The organism is Herbiconiux daphne, from assembly GCF_024979295.1.
Classification (GTDB): domain Bacteria; phylum Actinomycetota; class Actinomycetes; order Actinomycetales; family Microbacteriaceae; genus Herbiconiux; species Herbiconiux daphnes.
On record NZ_JANLCJ010000010.1, the window covers coordinates 32,670 to 50,157 of the forward strand.

Here is a 17,488-nt window from a genome sequence, read left to right on the forward strand (position 1 = left end):
CGCTACCCGATCAGCGACGGGCGCAGGTCGCGCAGGGTGCGGTGCCGCGTCATGCGGCTGGCTCCGAGGTAGGAGACCAGCAGCGCGCTCACCAGCCAGAGCAGCAGCACTCCCACGTCGCCCGCGGCGAGATCGAGGTTGCCGCCGTACATCAGCTGCCGGATGCCGTCGACCGCATGACTCATCGGCAGCACGGTGTGCAGCGCCTGCAGCGGCCCGGGCAGGGTCTGCCAGGGGAACGTGCCGCCCGCTGTCACGAGTTGCAGCACCATCAGCACGAGCCCGAGGAACTGCCCCACGCTGCCCAGCAGGATGTTGAGCGCCAGGATGATGCTCGCGAACGTCGCCGACGTGAGCGCGATGAACCCGAGCATGCCCCAGCCGTGCTGCACCTCGTAGCCGAGCGCGAGGGTGACGATGCCGAACACCACCACCATCTGCAGCGCGCCGAGCAGAGCGGGTGTCGCCCAGCCCGCCGTGGTCACGGTGAGCGGCCGCTTGAAAGCGGTGAGAGCCCGGCGCGAGAGCGGCTTGACGATGAGGAACAGCGCGTAGATGCCGATCCAGGCCGACAGGCTGATGAAGAACGGCGCGATGCCGGCGCCGTAGTTCGTGGCCTTCGTGACCGCGCTGGTGTCGAGCGCCACCGGGTCGGAGATGGTCTGCGCCGCCGCCTCGCGCTGGTCGGCGGTCTGGTTCGGCACGTCGTCGAGGCCGGTCGCGAGCCCGTCGCGCAGGGTGCCGGCGCCGGTGTCGAGGGCGGTCAGGCCGTTCGCGAGCTCGGAGGAGCCCTGCGCCAGCTGCGTGATGCCGCCCGAGAGCTGCGACGAACCGGATGCCGCCGACGCGATGCCGGCGGCCAGGGTGGGCGCTTGGTCGGCCAGCTGCTGGGTTCCCGCGGCGAGCTGTGCGGCACCGCCGGCGAGCTGCCCGATGCCGCTCGCGAGCGCCGGGGTCTTGTCGGCGAGCTGCTGCGTGCCGTCGGCCACCTGCTGGCTGCCGGCCGCGAGTCTGGAGACGTCGGCGTTCGCGTTCTGCACGGCGGTGTTGCCGGCGTCGATCGCGGCTCCCACCTGGTCGAGTTGCGCGAGCACGGCCGCCTTCTGCTCAGGAGTCAGGGTCGAGGCGTCGAGCAGGGCGACGATCTGGGCGCGCGCGGCCGGAACCTCGTCGGCGGCATCCTGCACCTGCGTAGCGAAGCCGCCGGCGACCTGCGCCAGCTGCGCGTTGCCCGCGGCGACCTGCTGAGCGCCGTCGTTGAGGGCGGCGGTCTGGGCCGGCAGGTCGGCGGTCTGCGCCTGGGCGCTCTGCAGGCCGGTGCTGAGGGCCTGCGCGCCGTCGTTCAACTGGGCGGACTTCGCCGGCAGGTCGGCCGAGCCGGCCGCCAGCTGCTGCAGGCCGTCGTTCAGTTGCAGGGCTCCGATGTTGGCGGTGCCCGCTCCGGCGGCGAGCTGCTGAGCCCCCGACTCGGCCGTGCCGGCCCCGTCGGCGAGCTGCCCGGCGCCGTCGACCGCCTGAGTGAGGTTGGTGCGCACGGTGGCGAACCCGTCGAGCAGTTTCAGGGCCGCCTCTTTGCCCACGCGCTCGGTGATGCTCGCCCGCACCTTCTCGGCCACCTGGCCGGCGATCGTGGTGGCGAGGAAGCTGTTGGTGTCGTTCGTGGTGAGCTGAACCACGGCCTGCTGCGGCTCGTTGCCGCTCGCCGAGGTGAGAGCGCTCGAGAAGTCGGGCCCCAGGGTGAGGATGAAGTCGAACTTGCCGTCGCGCACGCCGGACTCGGCATCGGCGGCCGAGGTCACCTGCCAGCCCACCGACGCGTCGTCGAGCAGCTGGTCGCGCACCTCGTCGCCGTAGTTGACGGCCTTCCCGTCGAGGGTGGCGCCGGTGTCTTCGACCACGAGCGCGACCGGAACGTCTTTGAGGTTGCCGTAGGGGTCGTTGTTGGCCCACAGGTAGAGCCCGGCGTAGAGCACGGGCACGAGCATGAGCGCCACGAGGGCGAGCTTGGCCATGCCGGTGGCGGTGAGGCGCTTCAGCTCGGAAGCGACGAGGTGATAGATCTTCACGCGGTGGGCTCCGTGTCGGTAGTCGGGAGAGTCGTGGGGGTTTCGAGGTTCTCGGGGTCTTGGGGGCCTGCGAGGTTCTCGGGGTCTGCGGGGTTCTCGGGTTCTGCGGGGTTCTCGGGCTCTTCCGGGGTCTCGGGGTCTGCGGGGAGGAGCGGGCGCAGGAGTTCGGCAGAGGCGGCACCCGTGACGACGGCGACGGCGAAGTCGCGGGAAGCGAGGTCGGTGACGACCGCGAACCAGTCGCGGGGGTCGCCGCCGTGCCGATCGGGCGAGGTGAGAACGAGGCCCTGCACGCCCCGTCGGCTCGCGGCGAGTTCGGCCAGGATGCGGATGCGCACGGCCGGCGGCACATCGGCCACGCGCTCGCCGCTGAAGTCGACGCCGTCGACGTCGGTGCCCCCCGCCTCTGCGATCACCGCGGCGACGGCCGAGCGCGAGGTGGAACGGCCCGCGTACATCAGTTCTTCCTTCACGATCGCCCGCAGGGTGAGGTCGGCGGCCGGTTCGCTGACGTCGGGGGCGTCGACGAGGGCGATCCGCTCGCGCACGAGCGCCGGGTCGTCGACGCCGTCGATGGTCAGGGTGCCGCTGTCGGCGCGCATCCGGCCGCTCAGGATGAGGGCCAGCACCGTGGGGCGGTCGTCGACCTCGGCCTCGGCGATGGTCACCCGGCCGGTCTCGAACACGACCGAGGTCTCGGGCAGGGGGATGCCCTGCGCGCCCTTGCTGATGTCGGTGGCGACGATCTTCATGCGCGGGGGCCTTCCGGGTCGGCGGTGCGGGACGTGGGGCCGGCGGAGGCCGGGTCGGCAGTGCGGGAGGTGGGCCCGGCGAGTTCGGGGGTCGCGTCGATGAGGGCGAGTGCGTCTTGCCACGAGAGCCCGGCGACCGAGAGGCCCACCGACATCACGAGGCGGCGTCCGGCGTCGTCGGAGAGGTCGGTGCGCACGGCTTCGTCGAGCACCGCGATCGCGGCATCCTCGATCAGGCGGGCGAGGCTCTCGACCGGGATGTCGGGACGGAACCACCCGCGGGCCACACCGTTGCGCGCCGCCTCGCGCACCGAGGCGCGCACCGGCACGAGGGCGTCGGCGATGGTCTTCTCGAGCGGACCGTGGATGGCGAGCTGGGCGAGCACGCGCACCTGCTGCACCTCCGACCACATGGCGGCGCCGACGAGGGCGAGGTGCACGCGCGGGTCGTCGTCGTGAACGTCGAGCAACGCGGCCGAGATGCGGGTGCCGCCCCGCACGAGCAGTTCGGCCATCAGGTCGTCGCGCGAGGCGAAGTGACCGTAGAGCGCGCGGCGGCTGAGACCCGCCTCGGCGGCGACCGCGTCGAGCGACGCCTCGGGGTCGCGCCGGAACACGATCGCGGCGGCGGCGACGATCGCCTCGCGGTTCTCGAGGGCGTCTTTGCGGGGCGCGCGGGGGGTGAGGGTGGTAGGCACGCGCTCACTCTACTAAGTTGCACAGGGCTGTGCAACTTAGCGTCACCCGGCCTGGCCGGGGGAGTCGTTACCCGAGATTCGGGAGGAGCAGAGCGCTGATGCCGTCGCAGACGGCCTCATGCGCGTCTGCTCCTCCCGAACAAGCCCCTAGCGCGGCACGCGCCCCGTGCCGTCGACCGCGAACGGCTCGATCGCGGCGATCTCGTCGGCCGTCAGCGGCGGCGCGTCGAGGGCCGCCACGTTCTGCTCGAGCTGGCGCACGCTCGACGCGCCGATGAGCGCGCTCGTGACCTGCGGATGCCGCAGCACCCAGCTCAGCGCGAGCTGCGCGAGCGTCTGCCCGCGCGCTGCAGCGATGTCGTTGAGGGCCCGGGCCCGCGTCAGGTAGTCGTCGTCGATGCCCGACGCCGACAGGAAGTGCGAGGTGGCCGCCCGCGAGTCGGCCGGCACCTGGCCGTCGAGGTAGCGGTCGGTGAGCAGTCCCTGCTGCAACGGCGAGAACACGATGCTGCCGGCGCCGACCTCGTCGAGCACGGGCAGCAGGCCCCCCTCGACATGGCGGTTGAACATCGAGTAGCTCGGCTGGTGGATGGTGAGCGGGATGCCGCGTTCCGCCAGCAGGGCCGCGGCCTGGCGCGTGGCATCCGGTGAGTAGTTCGACACCCCCACGTAGAGGGCCTTGCCCGAGGTGACCGCGGTGGCGAGAGCGCCCATGGTCTCTTCGAGCGGCGTCTCGGGGTCGAAGCGGTGCGAGTAGAAGATGTCGACGTAGTCGAGACCGAGGCGGCCGAGGCTCTGGTCGAGCGAGGCGAGCAGGTTCTTGCGCGAGCCCCACTCGCCGTAGGGGCCGGGCCACATGAAGTAGCCGGCCTTCGACGACACGATGATCTCGTCGCGGTAGCGCGTGAAGTCTTCGGCGAAGATGCGTCCGAAGTTCGTCTCGGCCGAGCCCGCGGGTGGCCCGTAGTTGTTCGCGAGGTCGAAGTGGGTGATGCCGAGGTCGAAGGCGCGCCGCAGGATGGCGCGCTGGGTGTCGATCGGCCGCTCGTGGCCGAAGTTGTGCCAGAGGCCGAGCGAGAGGGCCGGCAGTTTCAGACCGCTGCGCCCGCTGCGGTTGTAGAGCATGTGGTCGTAACGGGTGGGGGAGGCGAGGTAGTGCTCATCGGTCATGCTGTCGATCATGGCATGGCCGGATGGCGCCCTAGGGAACGATCGAATCCACGTAGCCCCCGTCGACCCGCAAGGCGCCGCCGGTGGTCGCCGAGGCCAGCGGTGAGGCCAGATAGGTCACCATGTTCGCGATCTCCTCGGGCTCGATCAGCCGCTGGATCAGCGACTGCGGCCGGTGCAGGCGCATGAACTCGACCTGGGCCTCGTTCCACGGCAGGTCGCGATCGACCAGTTCGTAGACGAAGTCCTCCACCCCGCCGGTGTGGGTCGGCCCCGCGATCACCGAGTTCACCGTCACCCCGGTGCCGGCGGCGGCCTTGGCGAATCCGCGGGAGACGCCGAGCAGCGCCGTCTTCGACACCCCGTACTGGATCATCTCGGCCGGAATGACGATCGCCGAGTCGCTCGCGATGTTGAGCACCCGCCCCCAGCCGGCGTCGATCATGCCGGGCAGATAGCCGCGGATGAGCCGCACGGCCGAGAGCACGTTGGTGTCGAAGTAGCGCGACCACTCCTCGTCGGTGATCTCGAGAGCGGGCACCGCGCCGAACACGCCGAGGTTGTTGACGAGCACGTCGACTCGCGGATGCGAGGCCAGCAGCTCCGCGACATCCGTCGCCTTCGTCACGTCGGCGGCGGCCCCCACGAGTGTCGCGTCGGGAACCGCGCGCCGCAGCCGCTCGACGGCGTTCGACACCGAGTCGGCCGACCGGCCGTTGACGATGACGGTGGATCCGGCCGAGGCGAGGCCCTGGGCGATGGCGAAGCCGATGCCCGCGGTGGATCCGGTCACGAGTGCGGTCTTGCCGCCGAGGTCGATGCTGATCATCGTCTCAGTCTGCTCTGCCCGGGCGCCGTCGTGAAAGGCCGCGGCCGCGATCAGCGCGTGGCGAGCGGCGGGGCCGTGCTCTCGCGCACCACCAGGCTGGTCGGCACGGTGAAGGTGCCGGGCGTGATGGTCTCGGCCTCGATCTCGGCGATCAGCATGCGCATGCCGGTCTGCCCGACCACGTCGAACTGCTGGTGGATCGTGGTCAGCGGGGGCCAGAACGAGTCGGATTCCGCCATGTCGTCGAACCCGATCACGCTCGTGTCGTCGGGCACACGCCGGCCGACCTCGTGGAAGGCGCGCAGCACGCCGAGCGCCATCTGGTCGTTCGCGGCGAAGACCGCCGTCACATCGTCGCGGTCGCGCAGCTCGATGCCGGCCCGGTAACCGGATGCCGTGGTCCAGTCGCCGCGGATCACCGGCGGCACGTCGCGGCCGGCCGCCTCGAGCGTCGAGCGCCACGACGACGCACGCCGCGCGGCCGAATACGACGACTCGGGGCCGGCGACGTGCCACACGGTCTCGTGCCCGAGCTCGAGCAGGTGCTCGGTGGCGAGGCGCGCACCCTGCGCCTGGTCGTTGTCGACCACGGGGTAGTCGGGGCGCTCGCCGGAGTCGATGACGACCACGGGGATGCCGACCGGCAGCTCGACGTCGGCCTCGTTCACGAAGTGCGCCTCGATGACGATGATGACGCCGTCGACCGACTGCTCGCTCAACCGGGCGAAGGCCTTCGTGACGTGCTCCTGCGTCGGTTCCTCGACCGGGATCAGCGTGACCGAGTAGCCGGCCTGGGCGGCCGCGATCGAGATCGACTCCAGGGTGCGCACGTTGCCGAACGACGACAGCGTGAACATGATCACGCCGATGTTGCGGTACTGCCCCGAGCGCAGCGCGCGGGCGGCCCGGTTGGGCCGGTAGCCGAGGTGCTGCATCGAGGCGAGCACCCGGTCGCGGGTGGCCGGCTCGACGTTGGTGAGCCCGTTCGACACCCGCGACACCGTCTGCGTCGAGACGCCGGCGTGCGCCGCGACCTCGGCCATCGAGGGTCCTCGATGGCGTTTGGACCCGGTTCGGATCGTGTCGGTCAACTCTGCCCCCATGGTTCAGGAAATTCACGCCGCTACTTGCATGGTAACGCCAACATGTTATTGTGGCTGCGGTCATGTTGACGTAAACATGGCCGAAACACCCGACAGACAGGATAGAGACGATGGCGTCGGTGACCCTCACCCAGTCCCGTCCCATGCGGCGCAACCGAAAGGATTGGCGCGGCTGGGGCTTCGTGGGACCGTTCATGATCGTGTTCCTCGCGGTGCTCGTGGCGCCGGTCGTCTACGCGATCGTGCTGACGCTGTTCCGCCAGCAGCTCGTCGGCGGATCGGGCTTCGTCGGCCTGGAGAACTACGCGCTGCTGTTCCAAGACCCCAAGTTCTGGGAGTCGTTGTTCCGCGTCACCCTGTTCCTGGTGGTGCAGGTGCCGATCATGCTCATCCTGTCGCTGCTCGCCGCGCTCGCCATCGACAGCGCGCGCCTGCACGGCACCGGCTTCTTCCGCATAGCGATCTTCCTGCCCTACGCGGTTCCCGGCGTCGTGGCCGCGCTCATCTGGGGCTTCATCTACGGCAACCAGTTCGGTCTGACGGGCTCGATCAACGACCTGCTCGGCGCCGACATCCTGCAGCCGTTCTCGTCGGACTGGATCCTCGCCTCGATCGGCAACATCGTCACCTGGGAGTTCATGGGCTACAACATGCTCATCTTCTACGCGGCGCTCAAGGTCATCCCCGCCGACCTCTACGAGGCCGCCGAGATCGACGGTGCCGGCCAGTTCCGCATCATCTCGGGCATCAAGCTGCCCGCCCTGCGCGGCTCGATCGTCATCGCCACCATCTTCTCGATCATCGGCAGCTTCCAGCTCTTCAACGAGCCCAACCTGCTGAAGGCGCTCGCCCCGAACGTCATCTCGAGCTACTTCACGCCGAACATGTATGCCTACAACCTCTCGTTCGCCGGTCAGCAGTTCAACTACTCCGCCACCGTCGCGATCGTGATGGGCATCATCACCGCGGTCATCGCCTACATCGTGCAGTTGCGCGGTTCCCGACAGGAGGTGCGTTGAGTTGAGCGCCATCGCCACGCCCGAGCCCGCCGCGGGCGCCGCCCAGGCCCGCAAACCCCGCAAGCGCGTTCCCTACGTGCGCCAGCAGAAGCCCACCGAGGGCCGCCGGGTCAAGAAGTCGATCCTGCTCACCATCGTCATGGCGATCTTCGTGATCTACTCGGTGGTTCCGCTGATCTGGCTGATCGTCAACGCCACCAAAGACCAGGGCGACCTGTTCTCGAGCTTCGGCCTCTGGTTCGGCAGCGACTTCAACCTGTTCCAGAACATCGCCGACACCCTCACCTACCGCAACGGCATCTTCGTGCAGTGGTTCGGCAACACGCTGCTCTACGTGGTGGTCGGCGCCGGCGGCGCGACGCTGCTCGCGACCCTCGCCGGCTACGGCCTGGCGAAGTTCAACTTCCCGGGTCGCCGCGCGGTGTTCGCGGTCGTGCTCGGCGCGGTCGCGGTGCCCGGCACCGCGCTCGCCGTGCCGACGTTCCTCATGTTCAGCCAGCTGGGGCTCACCAACACGCCGTGGGCCGTCATCCTGCCCTCGTTGATCAGCCCGTTCGGCCTCTACCTCATCTGGACCTACGCGGTGGATGCCGTGCCGACCGAGATCCTCGAAGCCGCCCGCATGGACGGCGCGAGCGAGTTCCGCACCTTCTTCACCATCTCGTTGCGGCTGCTCTCGCCCGGCATCGTCACTGTGCTGCTGTTCGCGGTGGTGGCGACCTGGAACAACTACTTCCTGCCTCTGATCATGCTGTCGGAGCCCACCTGGTATCCCCTCACGGTCGGCCTCAGCCAGTGGTCGTCTCAGGCCACCGGCGTCGCTGCGCAGCCGATCTACAACCTCGTCATCACCGGCGCCCTGCTGACGATCGTGCCGATCGTGGTGGCCTTCCTCTTCCTCCAGCGCTACTGGCAGTCCGGCCTCAGCGCAGGAAGCGTCAAGCAATGACGTCAAACACCGCAATCACCGCATTTACAACGAAGTGAAGAACCGAAAGGAACAATGATGCGCACCAAGACACTGCGTCGTGTCGCTCTCACCACAGCATCCGTGCTGACGCTGGGGCTCTCGCTCGCCGCCTGCGCCTCGGGCGGCGGCTCCTCGAGCGGCGGCGGCACCGCCGACGACCTCGAGGCGGCCCTCGAAAAGGGCGGCACCATCACCTACTGGAGCTGGACCCCGTCGGCCGAGGCCCAGGTGGCCGCGTTCGAGAAGGCCTACCCGAAGGTCGACGTCAAGCTGGTGAACGCCGGCACCAACACCGACGAGTACACCAAGCTGCAGAACGCCATCACCGCGGGCTCTGGTGCACCGGATGTCGCTCAGGTCGAGTACTACGCCATCCCGCAGTTCGCGCTCAGCGACTCGCTCGTCGACCTCGCCTCCTACGGCTTCGGCGACCTCGAAGACCAGTACAGCGCCGGCCCGTGGAGCTCGGTCGACATCGACGGCAAGATCTACGGCCTGCCGCAGGACTCCGGCCCCATGGCCATGTTCTACAACAAGACCGTGTTCGACCAGTACGGCATCGCGGTGCCGACGACCTACGACGAGTACGTCGCGGCTGCCGAGAAGCTGCACGCGGCCGACCCGTCGAAGTACATCACCAACGACACCGGCGACTCGGGCTTCACCACGAGCATGATCTGGCAGGCGGGCGGCCAGCCGTTCACCGCCGACGGCACCGACGTGACCATCGACCTGCAGGACGACGGCTCGAAGAAGTGGGCCGACTCCTGGAACCGCCTCGTCGAGGGAGACCTGCTCGCCACCACCCCCGGCTGGAGCGACGAGTGGTACAAGGCACTCGGCGACGGCACCATCGCCACACTGCTGACCGGTGCCTGGATGCCGGGCGTGCTCGAGTCGAGCGTGCCGCAGGCATCCGGTGACTGGGCCGTGGCGCCCATGCCCACCTACGACGGCACCCCGGTGACCGCCGAGAACGGCGGCGGCGGCCAGGTCGTGCTGAAGCAGTCGAAGAACCAGGCTCTCGCGGCCGCGTTCCTCAAGTGGCTGAACTCCGACCCCGAGTCGATCAAGGTGTTCCTCGAGTCGGGCGGATTCCCCGCCACCACGGCCGACCTCGAGTCGCCCGAGTTCCTCGCCCAGACCCCCGAGTACTTCGGCGGCCAGGCCATCAACGAGGTGCTCGTCGACGCGTCGAAGAACGTGCCCACCGGATGGCACTACCTGCCCTACCAGGTCTATGCGAACAGCATCTTCGCCGACACCGTGGGCCAGGCCTACAAGAACGGCACCGATCTGAACGACGGTTTGCAGACCTGGCAGGACCAGCTGGTCGACTACGGCAACCAGCAGGGCTTCACGGTCAACAAGTAGCACCCCCTGAGACGCGGCGGCCCCTTCGCGGCCGCCGCGTCTCGCCGAGTTGCGCCGAAGTGCCCTTCCCACGCGTTGCGTGGGGCACTTCGGCGCAACTCAACGAACTCGTGAAAGGCAGATCATGTTCAGCGCCCGTGTGGTGATCGACCCGACGACCGCGATCGGCGACGTTCCGCGCCGGTTGTTCGGCACCTTCGTCGAGCACATGGGCCGCAGCGTCTACGAGGGCATCTACGAACCCGGTCACCCCGAAGCGGGCGACGACGGCTTTCGCCGCGACGTGCTCGACCTCGTGCGCGAGCTCGGCGCCACCACCGTGCGCTACCCGGGCGGCAACTTCGTGTCGGGCTACCGCTGGGAAGACGGCGTCGGCCCGCGCGACCAGCGGCCCGTGCGACTGGATGCCGCCTGGCACAGTCTCGAGACGAACCAGGTGGGGCTGCACGAGTTCGCCGACTGGGCGCGCGACGCCGGGCTCGAGCTGATGTATGCCGTGAACCTCGGCACCCGCGGCATCGCCGAGGCGGCCGACGTGCTCGAGTACGCCAACCACCCCTCGGGCACCGCGCTCGCCGAGCAGCGGCGCGCGAACGGGGCCGACGAGCCGTTCGGCATCCGGCTCTGGTGCCTCGGCAACGAGGTCGACGGGCCGTGGCAGATCGGCCACAAGACGGCCGACGAATACGGCCGGCTGGCCGCCGAGACCGCGCGGCTGATGACCTTCATCGACCCCACCATCGAGCTGGTCGCGGCCGGCTCGTCGAACGCCGACATGCCCACCTTCGGCGAGTGGGAGCGCACCGTGCTGCGCCACACCATGGGACTCGTCGACCACATCTCGCTGCACGCCTACTACGAGGAGAGCGACGGCGACGCCGCGAGCTTCCTCGCCTCGGGGGTCGGACTCGACCGCTACATCGACGAGGTGGCGGGGATCATCGACGAGGTGTCGGCGAATGCGACCTCGGTGGCCGACGGGGGCGCGGCATCCGCTCGCCCGATCGGCATCAGCGTCGACGAGTGGAACGTCTGGTACCAGCGCCGCTGGAACGAGGTCGACAAGCCGGTGGTGATGAACGGCGAATGGCCCGAGCACCCGCGGCTGATCGAAGACGAATACACGGTGACGGATGCCGTGGTGGTCGGGTCGCTGCTCATCTCGTTGCTGCGCCATTCCGACCGCGTCTCGATGGCCAATCTGGCGCAACTCGTGAACGTGATCGCCCCGATCCGGTCGGAGCCGGGCGGGCCGGCCTGGCGGCAGACCACCTTCTTCCCGTTCCAGCTGACGGCGGCACTCGCATCCGGCGCGGTCGTGCGGCCGGTGGTGTCTGCGCCGCAGATCGACACCGCCCGGTATGGATCGGTCGACGCCATCGACACCGTGGCGACGGTGGCGGAATCGGGGCGCACCGTGCTGTTCGCCGTGAACCGCTCGCTCGACGAGCCCGCCGAACTGACCGTCTCGTTGCCGGCCGCCGGAGCCGGCCTCGTCGTCGGCCGGGCCACCACGCTGACCGTTCCCGAGGGCGGCGACCGCCACACCAGCAACACCGCTGCCGCCCGGCCCGTCGCCCCGCGCGACCTCGACGGCGTGCGGCTCGACTCCACGACTCTCACCGCGACCCTTCCTCCTCTCTCGTGGACGGTCATCGTCCTCGACCCGACTCACGACTAGGCGGCATCCCGTGTCTGACTTCCGAATCGGCGACGAGCACTTCCTGCTCGACGGCGAGCCCTTCCGCATCCTGGCCGGGGCGCTGCACTACTTCCGCGTGCACCCCGACCTGTGGCGCGACCGCATCCGCAAGGCGCGCGAGATGGGCCTCAACACGATCGAGACCTACGTGGCTTGGAACGCCCACGCCCCGCACGAAGACGAGTTCGACCTCACCGGCGCCCTCGACCTCGGCCGGTTCCTCGATGACGTCGCCGCCGAGGGCATGCACGCGATCGTGCGCCCCGGGCCCTACATCTGTGCCGAGTGGGACAACGGGGGACTGCCGGCCTGGCTGTTCGAGAGCGGCACCGTCGGCGTGCGCCGCGACGAGCCGCAGTACCTCGCGGCGGTCTCTCGCTACCTCGAGCAGCTGGCGCCCGTGCTCGTGCCGCGCCAGATCGACAACGGCGGGCCGATCATCCTGGTGCAGATCGAGAACGAGTACGGCGCCTACGGCTCCGACCCGGTCTATCTGCAGAAGCTCGTGGAGATGAACCGGGCCATCGGCCTGACCGTGCCGTTCACCACGGTCGACCAGCCCACCGACCGGATGCTGGATGACGGCAGCCTGCCGACCCTGCACAAGACGGCTTCGTTCGGGTCGCGCTCGATCGAGCGTCTCGCCACCCTGCGGGAGCATCAGCCCACCGGTCCGCTGATGTGCTCGGAGTTCTGGGACGGCTGGTTCGACAACTGGGGCGCCCACCACCACACGACCCCGGTGGAGCAGTCGGAGCAGGATCTCGACGACCTGCTCGCCGCCGGCGCGTCGGTGAACATCTACATGTTCCACGGCGGCACGAACTTCGGCTTCACCAACGGCGCGAACGACAAGGGCGTCTACCAGCCCATCGTCACCAGCTACGACTACGACGCCCCGCTCGACGAGGCGGGGCAGCCGACCGAGAAGTACTGGGCCTTCCGGTCGGTGCTGGCGAAGTACGCCGGGCTCGGTGCGCCCTCGCCGGTCGCGCCGCCGCCGGCCACGACCCTCCGCACCACATTCGAGCGCTCGATCCCGTTGTCGTCGGTGGTCGACCGCCTCGGCGAGTGGCTGCCGCACGAGGCCCTGCCCACGATGGACTCCATCGGGCAGTACACCGGGTTCGCGCTCTACCGCGCCGAGATCGACCTGACCGGCACGGCCGTGCTCGAGATCGAGGAGGTGCGCGACCGCGCGCTGGTGTTCGTGAACGGAGCGCCGATCGGCGTGTTCGCCCGCGACCACCACGACCGCTCGCTCACGCTGCCGGCGGATGCGCGCGGCACGCTCGAGATCCTGGTCGAAGACCAGGGCCGGGTCGACTACGGCGTGCGTCTGGGCGAACCGAAGGGGCTCATCGGCACCGCTCGCATCGACGGCGAGCCGCTGCTGCGCTGGGAGGTGCTCGCGCTCGACCTCGGGCCGACGGGCTTCGCCGCCGTCGAGGCGGGGTTCGAGCGCGCGGCGTCGGCGGAGGCATCGGTCGAGGGAGGGTCTGTCGGCGCGTCGCTTCCCGGCGCTCTGCTGCCCGGGCCGTCGCTGCCCGGGCCGTCGTTCAGCCGGGCGCGCTTCGAACTCGACGAGGTGGGCGACCTGTTCCTCGACACGCGGGAGTGGGGCAAGGGTGTGGCCTGGATCAACGGGTTCAACCTCGGGCGCTACTGGTCGCGCGGGCCGCAGCACACGCTCTACGTGCCGGCCCCGGTGCTACGCGAGGGCGTCAACGAGCTGGTGGTGTTCGAGCTGCAGGCCGCCTCGAACGCCGTGTGCTTCGTGGCTCGCCCCGACCTCGGGCACACCGACTTCTGATCGGCTAGCCTCGAACCGTGACAGCGAACGCGGGCGCGAACTGGGCCGGGGTCTACTCCTATCGGGCGCCGGAGGTGGCCGAGCCGCGCACCGTGAGCGAACTGCAGTCCCTCGTCGCGTCGAGCCACCGGGTGCGGGCGCTCGGCACCCGGCACTCGTTCAACGACATCGCCGACACCTCGGGGGTGCTGGTGAGCACGCTGGGGCTCGAGCCGGTGTGTGACATCGACCCCGAGGCCATGACGGTCACGGTCTCGACCGGCACGCGCTACGGCGAGCTCGCCGCGCAGCTGCAGGCAGCCGGCTTCGCGCTGCACAACATGGGGTCGCTGCCGCACATCAGCGTCGGCGGCGCGTGCTCCACGGCGACCCACGGCTCCGGCGTCGCGAACGGCAATCTCGCCACGGCGGTGTCGGCCGTCGAACTGGTCACCGCCGGGGGTGCCCTCGAGTGGATCGGGCGGGAAGACGCGCAGTTCCCGGCATCCGTCGTCGCACTGGGAGCGTTCGGCGTGGCCACCCGGTTCGTGCTCGACGTCGAGCCCACGTTCGAGGTGCGGCAGGACATCTACGAGGGCCTGTCATGGCAGACCCTGCTCGATGATCCGGATGCCGTGCTCGGCGCCGCCTACAGCGTCAGCGTGTTCACCGACTGGACGGGCGACCGCATTCCGCAGGTGTGGCTGAAGACCCGGTTCGACGGCGGATCCGCCGCGCCCGGCCAGTTCGTGGGCCCCGACCGGGCGCCCGAGGAGTTCTTCGACGCCGTGCTGAGCGACGACATCGACTCCATCGCCGGCATGCAGTTCGACAACCTCACCGAGCGCGGGTCGCTGGGGCCGTGGTCGCTGCGGCTGCCCCATTTTCGGCTCGACTCCACGCCGAGCAACGGCGACGAGATCCAGACCGAGTACTTCGTGGCGCGCTCCGACTCGACGGCGGCGCTGACGGCGGTGCGCGCGCTCTCGGCCGAGATCGCGCCGCATCTGCTCATCACCGAGCTGCGCACCGTCGCCGCCGACGACCTCTGGCTGAGCCCGGCCTTCGAGCGCGATTCGCTCGCCATCCACTTCACCTGGCGCAACCAGCCCGACGACGTCGCCCGGCTGCTGCCCCGTATAGAAGAGGTGCTCGCGCCTTTCGAGGCCCGGCCGCACTGGGGAAAGTGGTTCGCCATGGGGCATGACACCATCGCCGGGCTCTACCCGCGACTGCCCGGGTTCCGGGCGCTCGCGCTCGAGCTCGACCCCCAGGGGGTCTTCGGCAACGACTACCTGGCGCGCACGATCGGGCTCGGCGCATGAGGGCCGAGCAGTTCACCGACGTCGTGACGTTCCACGGCGAGGGCGCGGTGTGGTTCGCGGGTCTGAAGTGCGTCGACATGTTCGCCGGCGACGTGCTGTCGATCGGCGCCGACGGGTCGGTCGACCGGATGCCGACGGGCTCGACCATCGCCGCCGTCGTGCGCCCGCGTGTCTCGGGCGGCATGGTCATCGTGACCGAGCGCGAGTTCACACTCTGGGACGCCGCTGGCCGGCTCGAGTGGACGAGCGAGCCGCACCTGCCCGACGACGGCCTGGTGCGCTTCAACGAGGGCGGCTGCGACCCGCTCGGCCGCCTGCTCTGCGGCTCGATGACCTATTCGATGGCGCCGCACACCGGCAGCATGTATCGACTGGATGCCGCACGGCGCACGTCGCTCGTGTTCGGAGGCACCACCATCTCGAACGGACTCGGCTTCACGGCCGACGGCAGCCTCATGTACTACGCCGACACCCCGACCGGCCGCATCGACGTGTTCGACGTCGGGCTCGACGCCGAACTCAGCGGGCGGCGCCCGTTCGTCTCGATTCCCGAGGAGTCCGGTCGCCCCGACGGGTTGTGCGTCGACGCGGAAGGCGGGGTGTGGGTGGCCCTCTACGGGGGCTCCGCGGTGCATCACTACGATTCATCCGGAACCCTGGCCGACGTGGTGGAGCTGCCCGTCACGAACATCACGTCGTGCACGCTCGGCGGCGATGACCTCTCGACCCTGTTCGTCACGACGACCCGCGAGAACGTCGCCGAGGGGGCCGAGCCGCTGGCGGGCGCGCTGTTCCGTGCCGACGTGGGGGTGCGCGGCCTGCCGGTGCTGCCCTACGCGGGCTGAGGCGGGCTTGCCGCGGGTTGGCCGGCGCCGCGGGTTGGCCGGCGGCCACCCGTAGGAGAGGATGGGGGCGGAGGCCCTCGATGACGTATCCCCTGACGAACCCGCCCGTGACGAGTGTGAGCGAGCTCGAGGCGGTGGTCGGGCAGCCGATCGAGCGCGTCGCGAAGAAAGACCGCACGCACCTCGAACAGGTCGACCGGGAGTGGCTCGCCGCGTCACGGCTGTGCTTCGTGGCCACGGCCGACGCCGACGGCGCATGCGACGTGTCGCCGAAGGGTGACCCGACCGGGCTGGTGCACGTGCTCGACGACTCGACCATCGTGATTCCCGAACGGCCCGGCAACCGGAGGGTCGACGGGTTCCGCAACGTGCTCGCCAATCCGCACGCGGGGCTCATCTTCGTCATCCCGGCCCGTAGCGACACCCTGCGCGTCGCCGGCCGCGCCCGCATCGCCGTCGACGAGCCGTTCTTCGACGACCTGGTCGTGAAGGGTCACCGCCCGAAGTTGGCGCTCGTGATCGACATCGAGACGGTGTTCTTCCACTGCGCGAAGGCGTTCCTGAGGTCGCAGACCTGGAACCCCGCCAGCTGGGACGGGCCCGAGGCCACCGGCGCCGAGCGCACCGGCAGCGGAGCGGTGCCGGCCGGCGCCGAGATCATCGGCCTGCTCGCCGACCCCGACGAGTCACCCGACGAGTTCGAGCGCTTCGCCGACGCCGCAGCCTCCGAACCCCTCTACTGACCCCTCCCTCCCCTCCCCGTCCCCCCTCCCCCTCGCGAGTGGTCACTTTCGGCGCCAAATCCCGCCGGGAAGCGCCGAAAGTGACCACTCGCGAAAGGAGGGAGGGGGGAGGGGAGGGCGCGCCGGGCGTCAGGCCTGGGGATCGAGGGTGATCTTGCCGCGCAGGCCGCCGGTGATGCTCATGTCTTGCGCGTCGGCCGCTTGCGACAGCGGGTAGTTCGCCGCGAGCTCGACCTCGAAGTCGCCGAGCTCCATCAGTTCGAGGGCGACGCCGTAGGCTTCGCCGCGCAGGGCGAGCTCTTCGGCCGTCATCGGCACGGGGCTGCCGCCCGCCCAGGCGCGGATGCCGAGCGACGGCGCCTTGGCGCCCTGCACGATCGTGCCGATGCGCGACCGGTCGGCCACAAGGGCGAACGACGTCTCGAGCGCTTCGTCGGTGCCCGCGCAGTCGAGCACGACATCGATGCCGCCGGGTGCCGCCTCGCGCACACGCTCGAGCAACCCGGGCCCGTAGACCACCGGGATGGCGTCGAAGTCGCGCAGCCTGTCCTGGTTGCGCTCGCTCGCCGTCGCGATGACGGTGGCCCCCCAGTTGCGGGCGAACTGCAGGGCGGCCTGGCCGACCGCACCCGACCCGCCGTGCACGAGCACCGTCGTGCCGAGCTCGACGCCGAGCGACTTGAGGGCTTGGTAGGCGGTGCCCGCCGGCACGCCGATCGCGGCCGCCTCCTCCCAGCCCACAGCGGCGGGTTTGCGCACGAGCTGGTCGGCGGATGCCACGAGGTGCGTCGTGTAGGCGCCGCGCGCGTTGCGCACCACCACCTCGTCGCCCACGGCCCAGTCGCCGGCATCCGGGCCGACCTCGACCACCACGCCCGCGGCATCAGACCCCGGCACCCGCGGTTCATCGATCGGAGCACTCGCACGAGCGCCCGACCGCAGCTTCGAGTCGATCGGGTTCACCCCGATCGACCGGGTCTCGACCACCACGCCGCCGGCCGGGGCCGCCGGAGTCGGCACCTCCACGAACTCGAGCACGTCGGGCCCGCCGAACTCCCGGTACTGCACCTGCCACGCCATGGGCCCATGCTATTACCCGG

Annotated in this window: 15 protein-coding genes; 8 read left to right on the forward strand and 7 right to left on the reverse strand. The window is 70.0% G+C overall.

Annotated features, from left to right (window positions below):
* Window positions 1-2: 2 nt before the first annotated feature.
* From N1032_RS19605 to N1032_RS19630, 6 genes are all read right to left on the reverse strand, one after another.
* Window positions 3-2,066 carry a YhgE/Pip domain-containing protein gene (locus N1032_RS19605; protein ID WP_259541343.1) on the reverse strand — a complete coding sequence of 688 codons (2,064 nt, stop codon included), beginning with the start codon at window positions 2,064-2,066 and terminating at the stop codon, window positions 3-5.
* Complete coding sequence (locus N1032_RS19610) at window positions 2,063-2,818, reverse strand: hypothetical protein (protein ID WP_259541345.1); 756 nt, start codon at window positions 2,816-2,818, stop codon at window positions 2,063-2,065. The genes N1032_RS19605 and N1032_RS19610 overlap by 4 nt, the downstream gene beginning before the upstream one ends.
* A complete protein-coding gene (locus N1032_RS19615; protein ID WP_259541351.1) occupies window positions 2,815-3,516 on the reverse strand; it encodes a TetR/AcrR family transcriptional regulator in 702 nt (233 codons plus the stop codon). Before N1032_RS19615 ends, N1032_RS19610 begins: the two co-directional genes overlap by 4 nt.
* A 147-nt stretch (window positions 3,517-3,663) precedes the next feature.
* On the reverse strand, window positions 3,664-4,686 hold the full coding sequence (locus N1032_RS19620) for an aldo/keto reductase (RefSeq protein WP_259541367.1): 1,023 nt from the start codon (window positions 4,684-4,686) through the stop codon (window positions 3,664-3,666).
* A 31-nt stretch (window positions 4,687-4,717) separates the two neighbouring features.
* Window positions 4,718-5,512 (reverse strand): SDR family NAD(P)-dependent oxidoreductase, encoded by a 795-nt coding sequence (locus tag N1032_RS19625; RefSeq protein WP_259541615.1) that lies wholly within the window; start codon window positions 5,510-5,512, stop codon window positions 4,718-4,720.
* A 53-nt stretch (window positions 5,513-5,565) separates the two neighbouring features.
* Entirely contained in the window at window positions 5,566-6,558 is a 993-nt protein-coding gene (locus N1032_RS19630; RefSeq protein ID WP_259541368.1) for a LacI family DNA-binding transcriptional regulator, read from the reverse strand.
* A gap of 170 nt (window positions 6,559-6,728) precedes the next feature.
* On the opposite strand from N1032_RS19630, the gene N1032_RS19635 reads away from it, so the two are divergent.
* From N1032_RS19635 to N1032_RS19670, 8 genes are all read left to right on the forward strand, one after another.
* Window positions 6,729-7,637, forward strand: coding sequence for a carbohydrate ABC transporter permease (locus N1032_RS19635; protein WP_259541371.1), 909 nt, complete (start codon window positions 6,729-6,731; stop codon window positions 7,635-7,637).
* 139 nt (window positions 7,638-7,776) lie between these two features.
* Window positions 7,777-8,586 (forward strand): carbohydrate ABC transporter permease, encoded by an 810-nt coding sequence (locus N1032_RS19640; protein ID WP_259541618.1) that lies wholly within the window; start codon window positions 7,777-7,779, stop codon window positions 8,584-8,586.
* Window positions 8,587-8,643: 57 nt separating this feature from the next.
* Window positions 8,644-9,981 (forward strand): ABC transporter substrate-binding protein, encoded by a 1,338-nt coding sequence (locus N1032_RS19645; protein ID WP_259541373.1) that lies wholly within the window; start codon window positions 8,644-8,646, stop codon window positions 9,979-9,981.
* A gap of 124 nt (window positions 9,982-10,105) precedes the next feature.
* The gene (gene arfA / locus N1032_RS19650; RefSeq protein WP_259541375.1) at window positions 10,106-11,662 is read left to right on the forward strand and encodes an arabinosylfuranosidase ArfA; all 1,557 of its coding nucleotides are present in this window, start codon (window positions 10,106-10,108) and stop codon (window positions 11,660-11,662) included.
* Between the two features lie 10 nt (window positions 11,663-11,672).
* A complete protein-coding gene (locus N1032_RS19655; RefSeq protein WP_259541378.1) occupies window positions 11,673-13,496 on the forward strand; it encodes a glycoside hydrolase family 35 protein in 1,824 nt (607 codons plus the stop codon).
* A gap of 17 nt (window positions 13,497-13,513) precedes the next feature.
* Entirely contained in the window at window positions 13,514-14,800 is a 1,287-nt protein-coding gene (locus N1032_RS19660) for an FAD-binding protein (RefSeq protein ID WP_259541390.1), read from the forward strand.
* Window positions 14,797-15,645 (forward strand): SMP-30/gluconolactonase/LRE family protein, encoded by an 849-nt coding sequence (locus N1032_RS19665; protein ID WP_259541392.1) that lies wholly within the window; start codon window positions 14,797-14,799, stop codon window positions 15,643-15,645. The genes N1032_RS19660 and N1032_RS19665 overlap by 4 nt, the downstream gene beginning before the upstream one ends.
* An 80-nt stretch (window positions 15,646-15,725) precedes the next feature.
* Window positions 15,726-16,388, forward strand: a complete 663-nt coding sequence (locus tag N1032_RS19670) for an MSMEG_1061 family FMN-dependent PPOX-type flavoprotein (protein WP_259541400.1) — start codon at window positions 15,726-15,728, stop codon at window positions 16,386-16,388.
* Window positions 16,389-16,517: 129 nt separating this feature from the next.
* On the opposite strand, the gene N1032_RS19675 is transcribed toward N1032_RS19670, so the two are convergent.
* Window positions 16,518-17,468 carry an NADP-dependent oxidoreductase gene (locus tag N1032_RS19675; protein ID WP_259541402.1) on the reverse strand — a complete coding sequence of 317 codons (951 nt, stop codon included), beginning with the start codon at window positions 17,466-17,468 and terminating at the stop codon, window positions 16,518-16,520.
* Window positions 17,469-17,488: the final 20 nt, after the last annotated feature.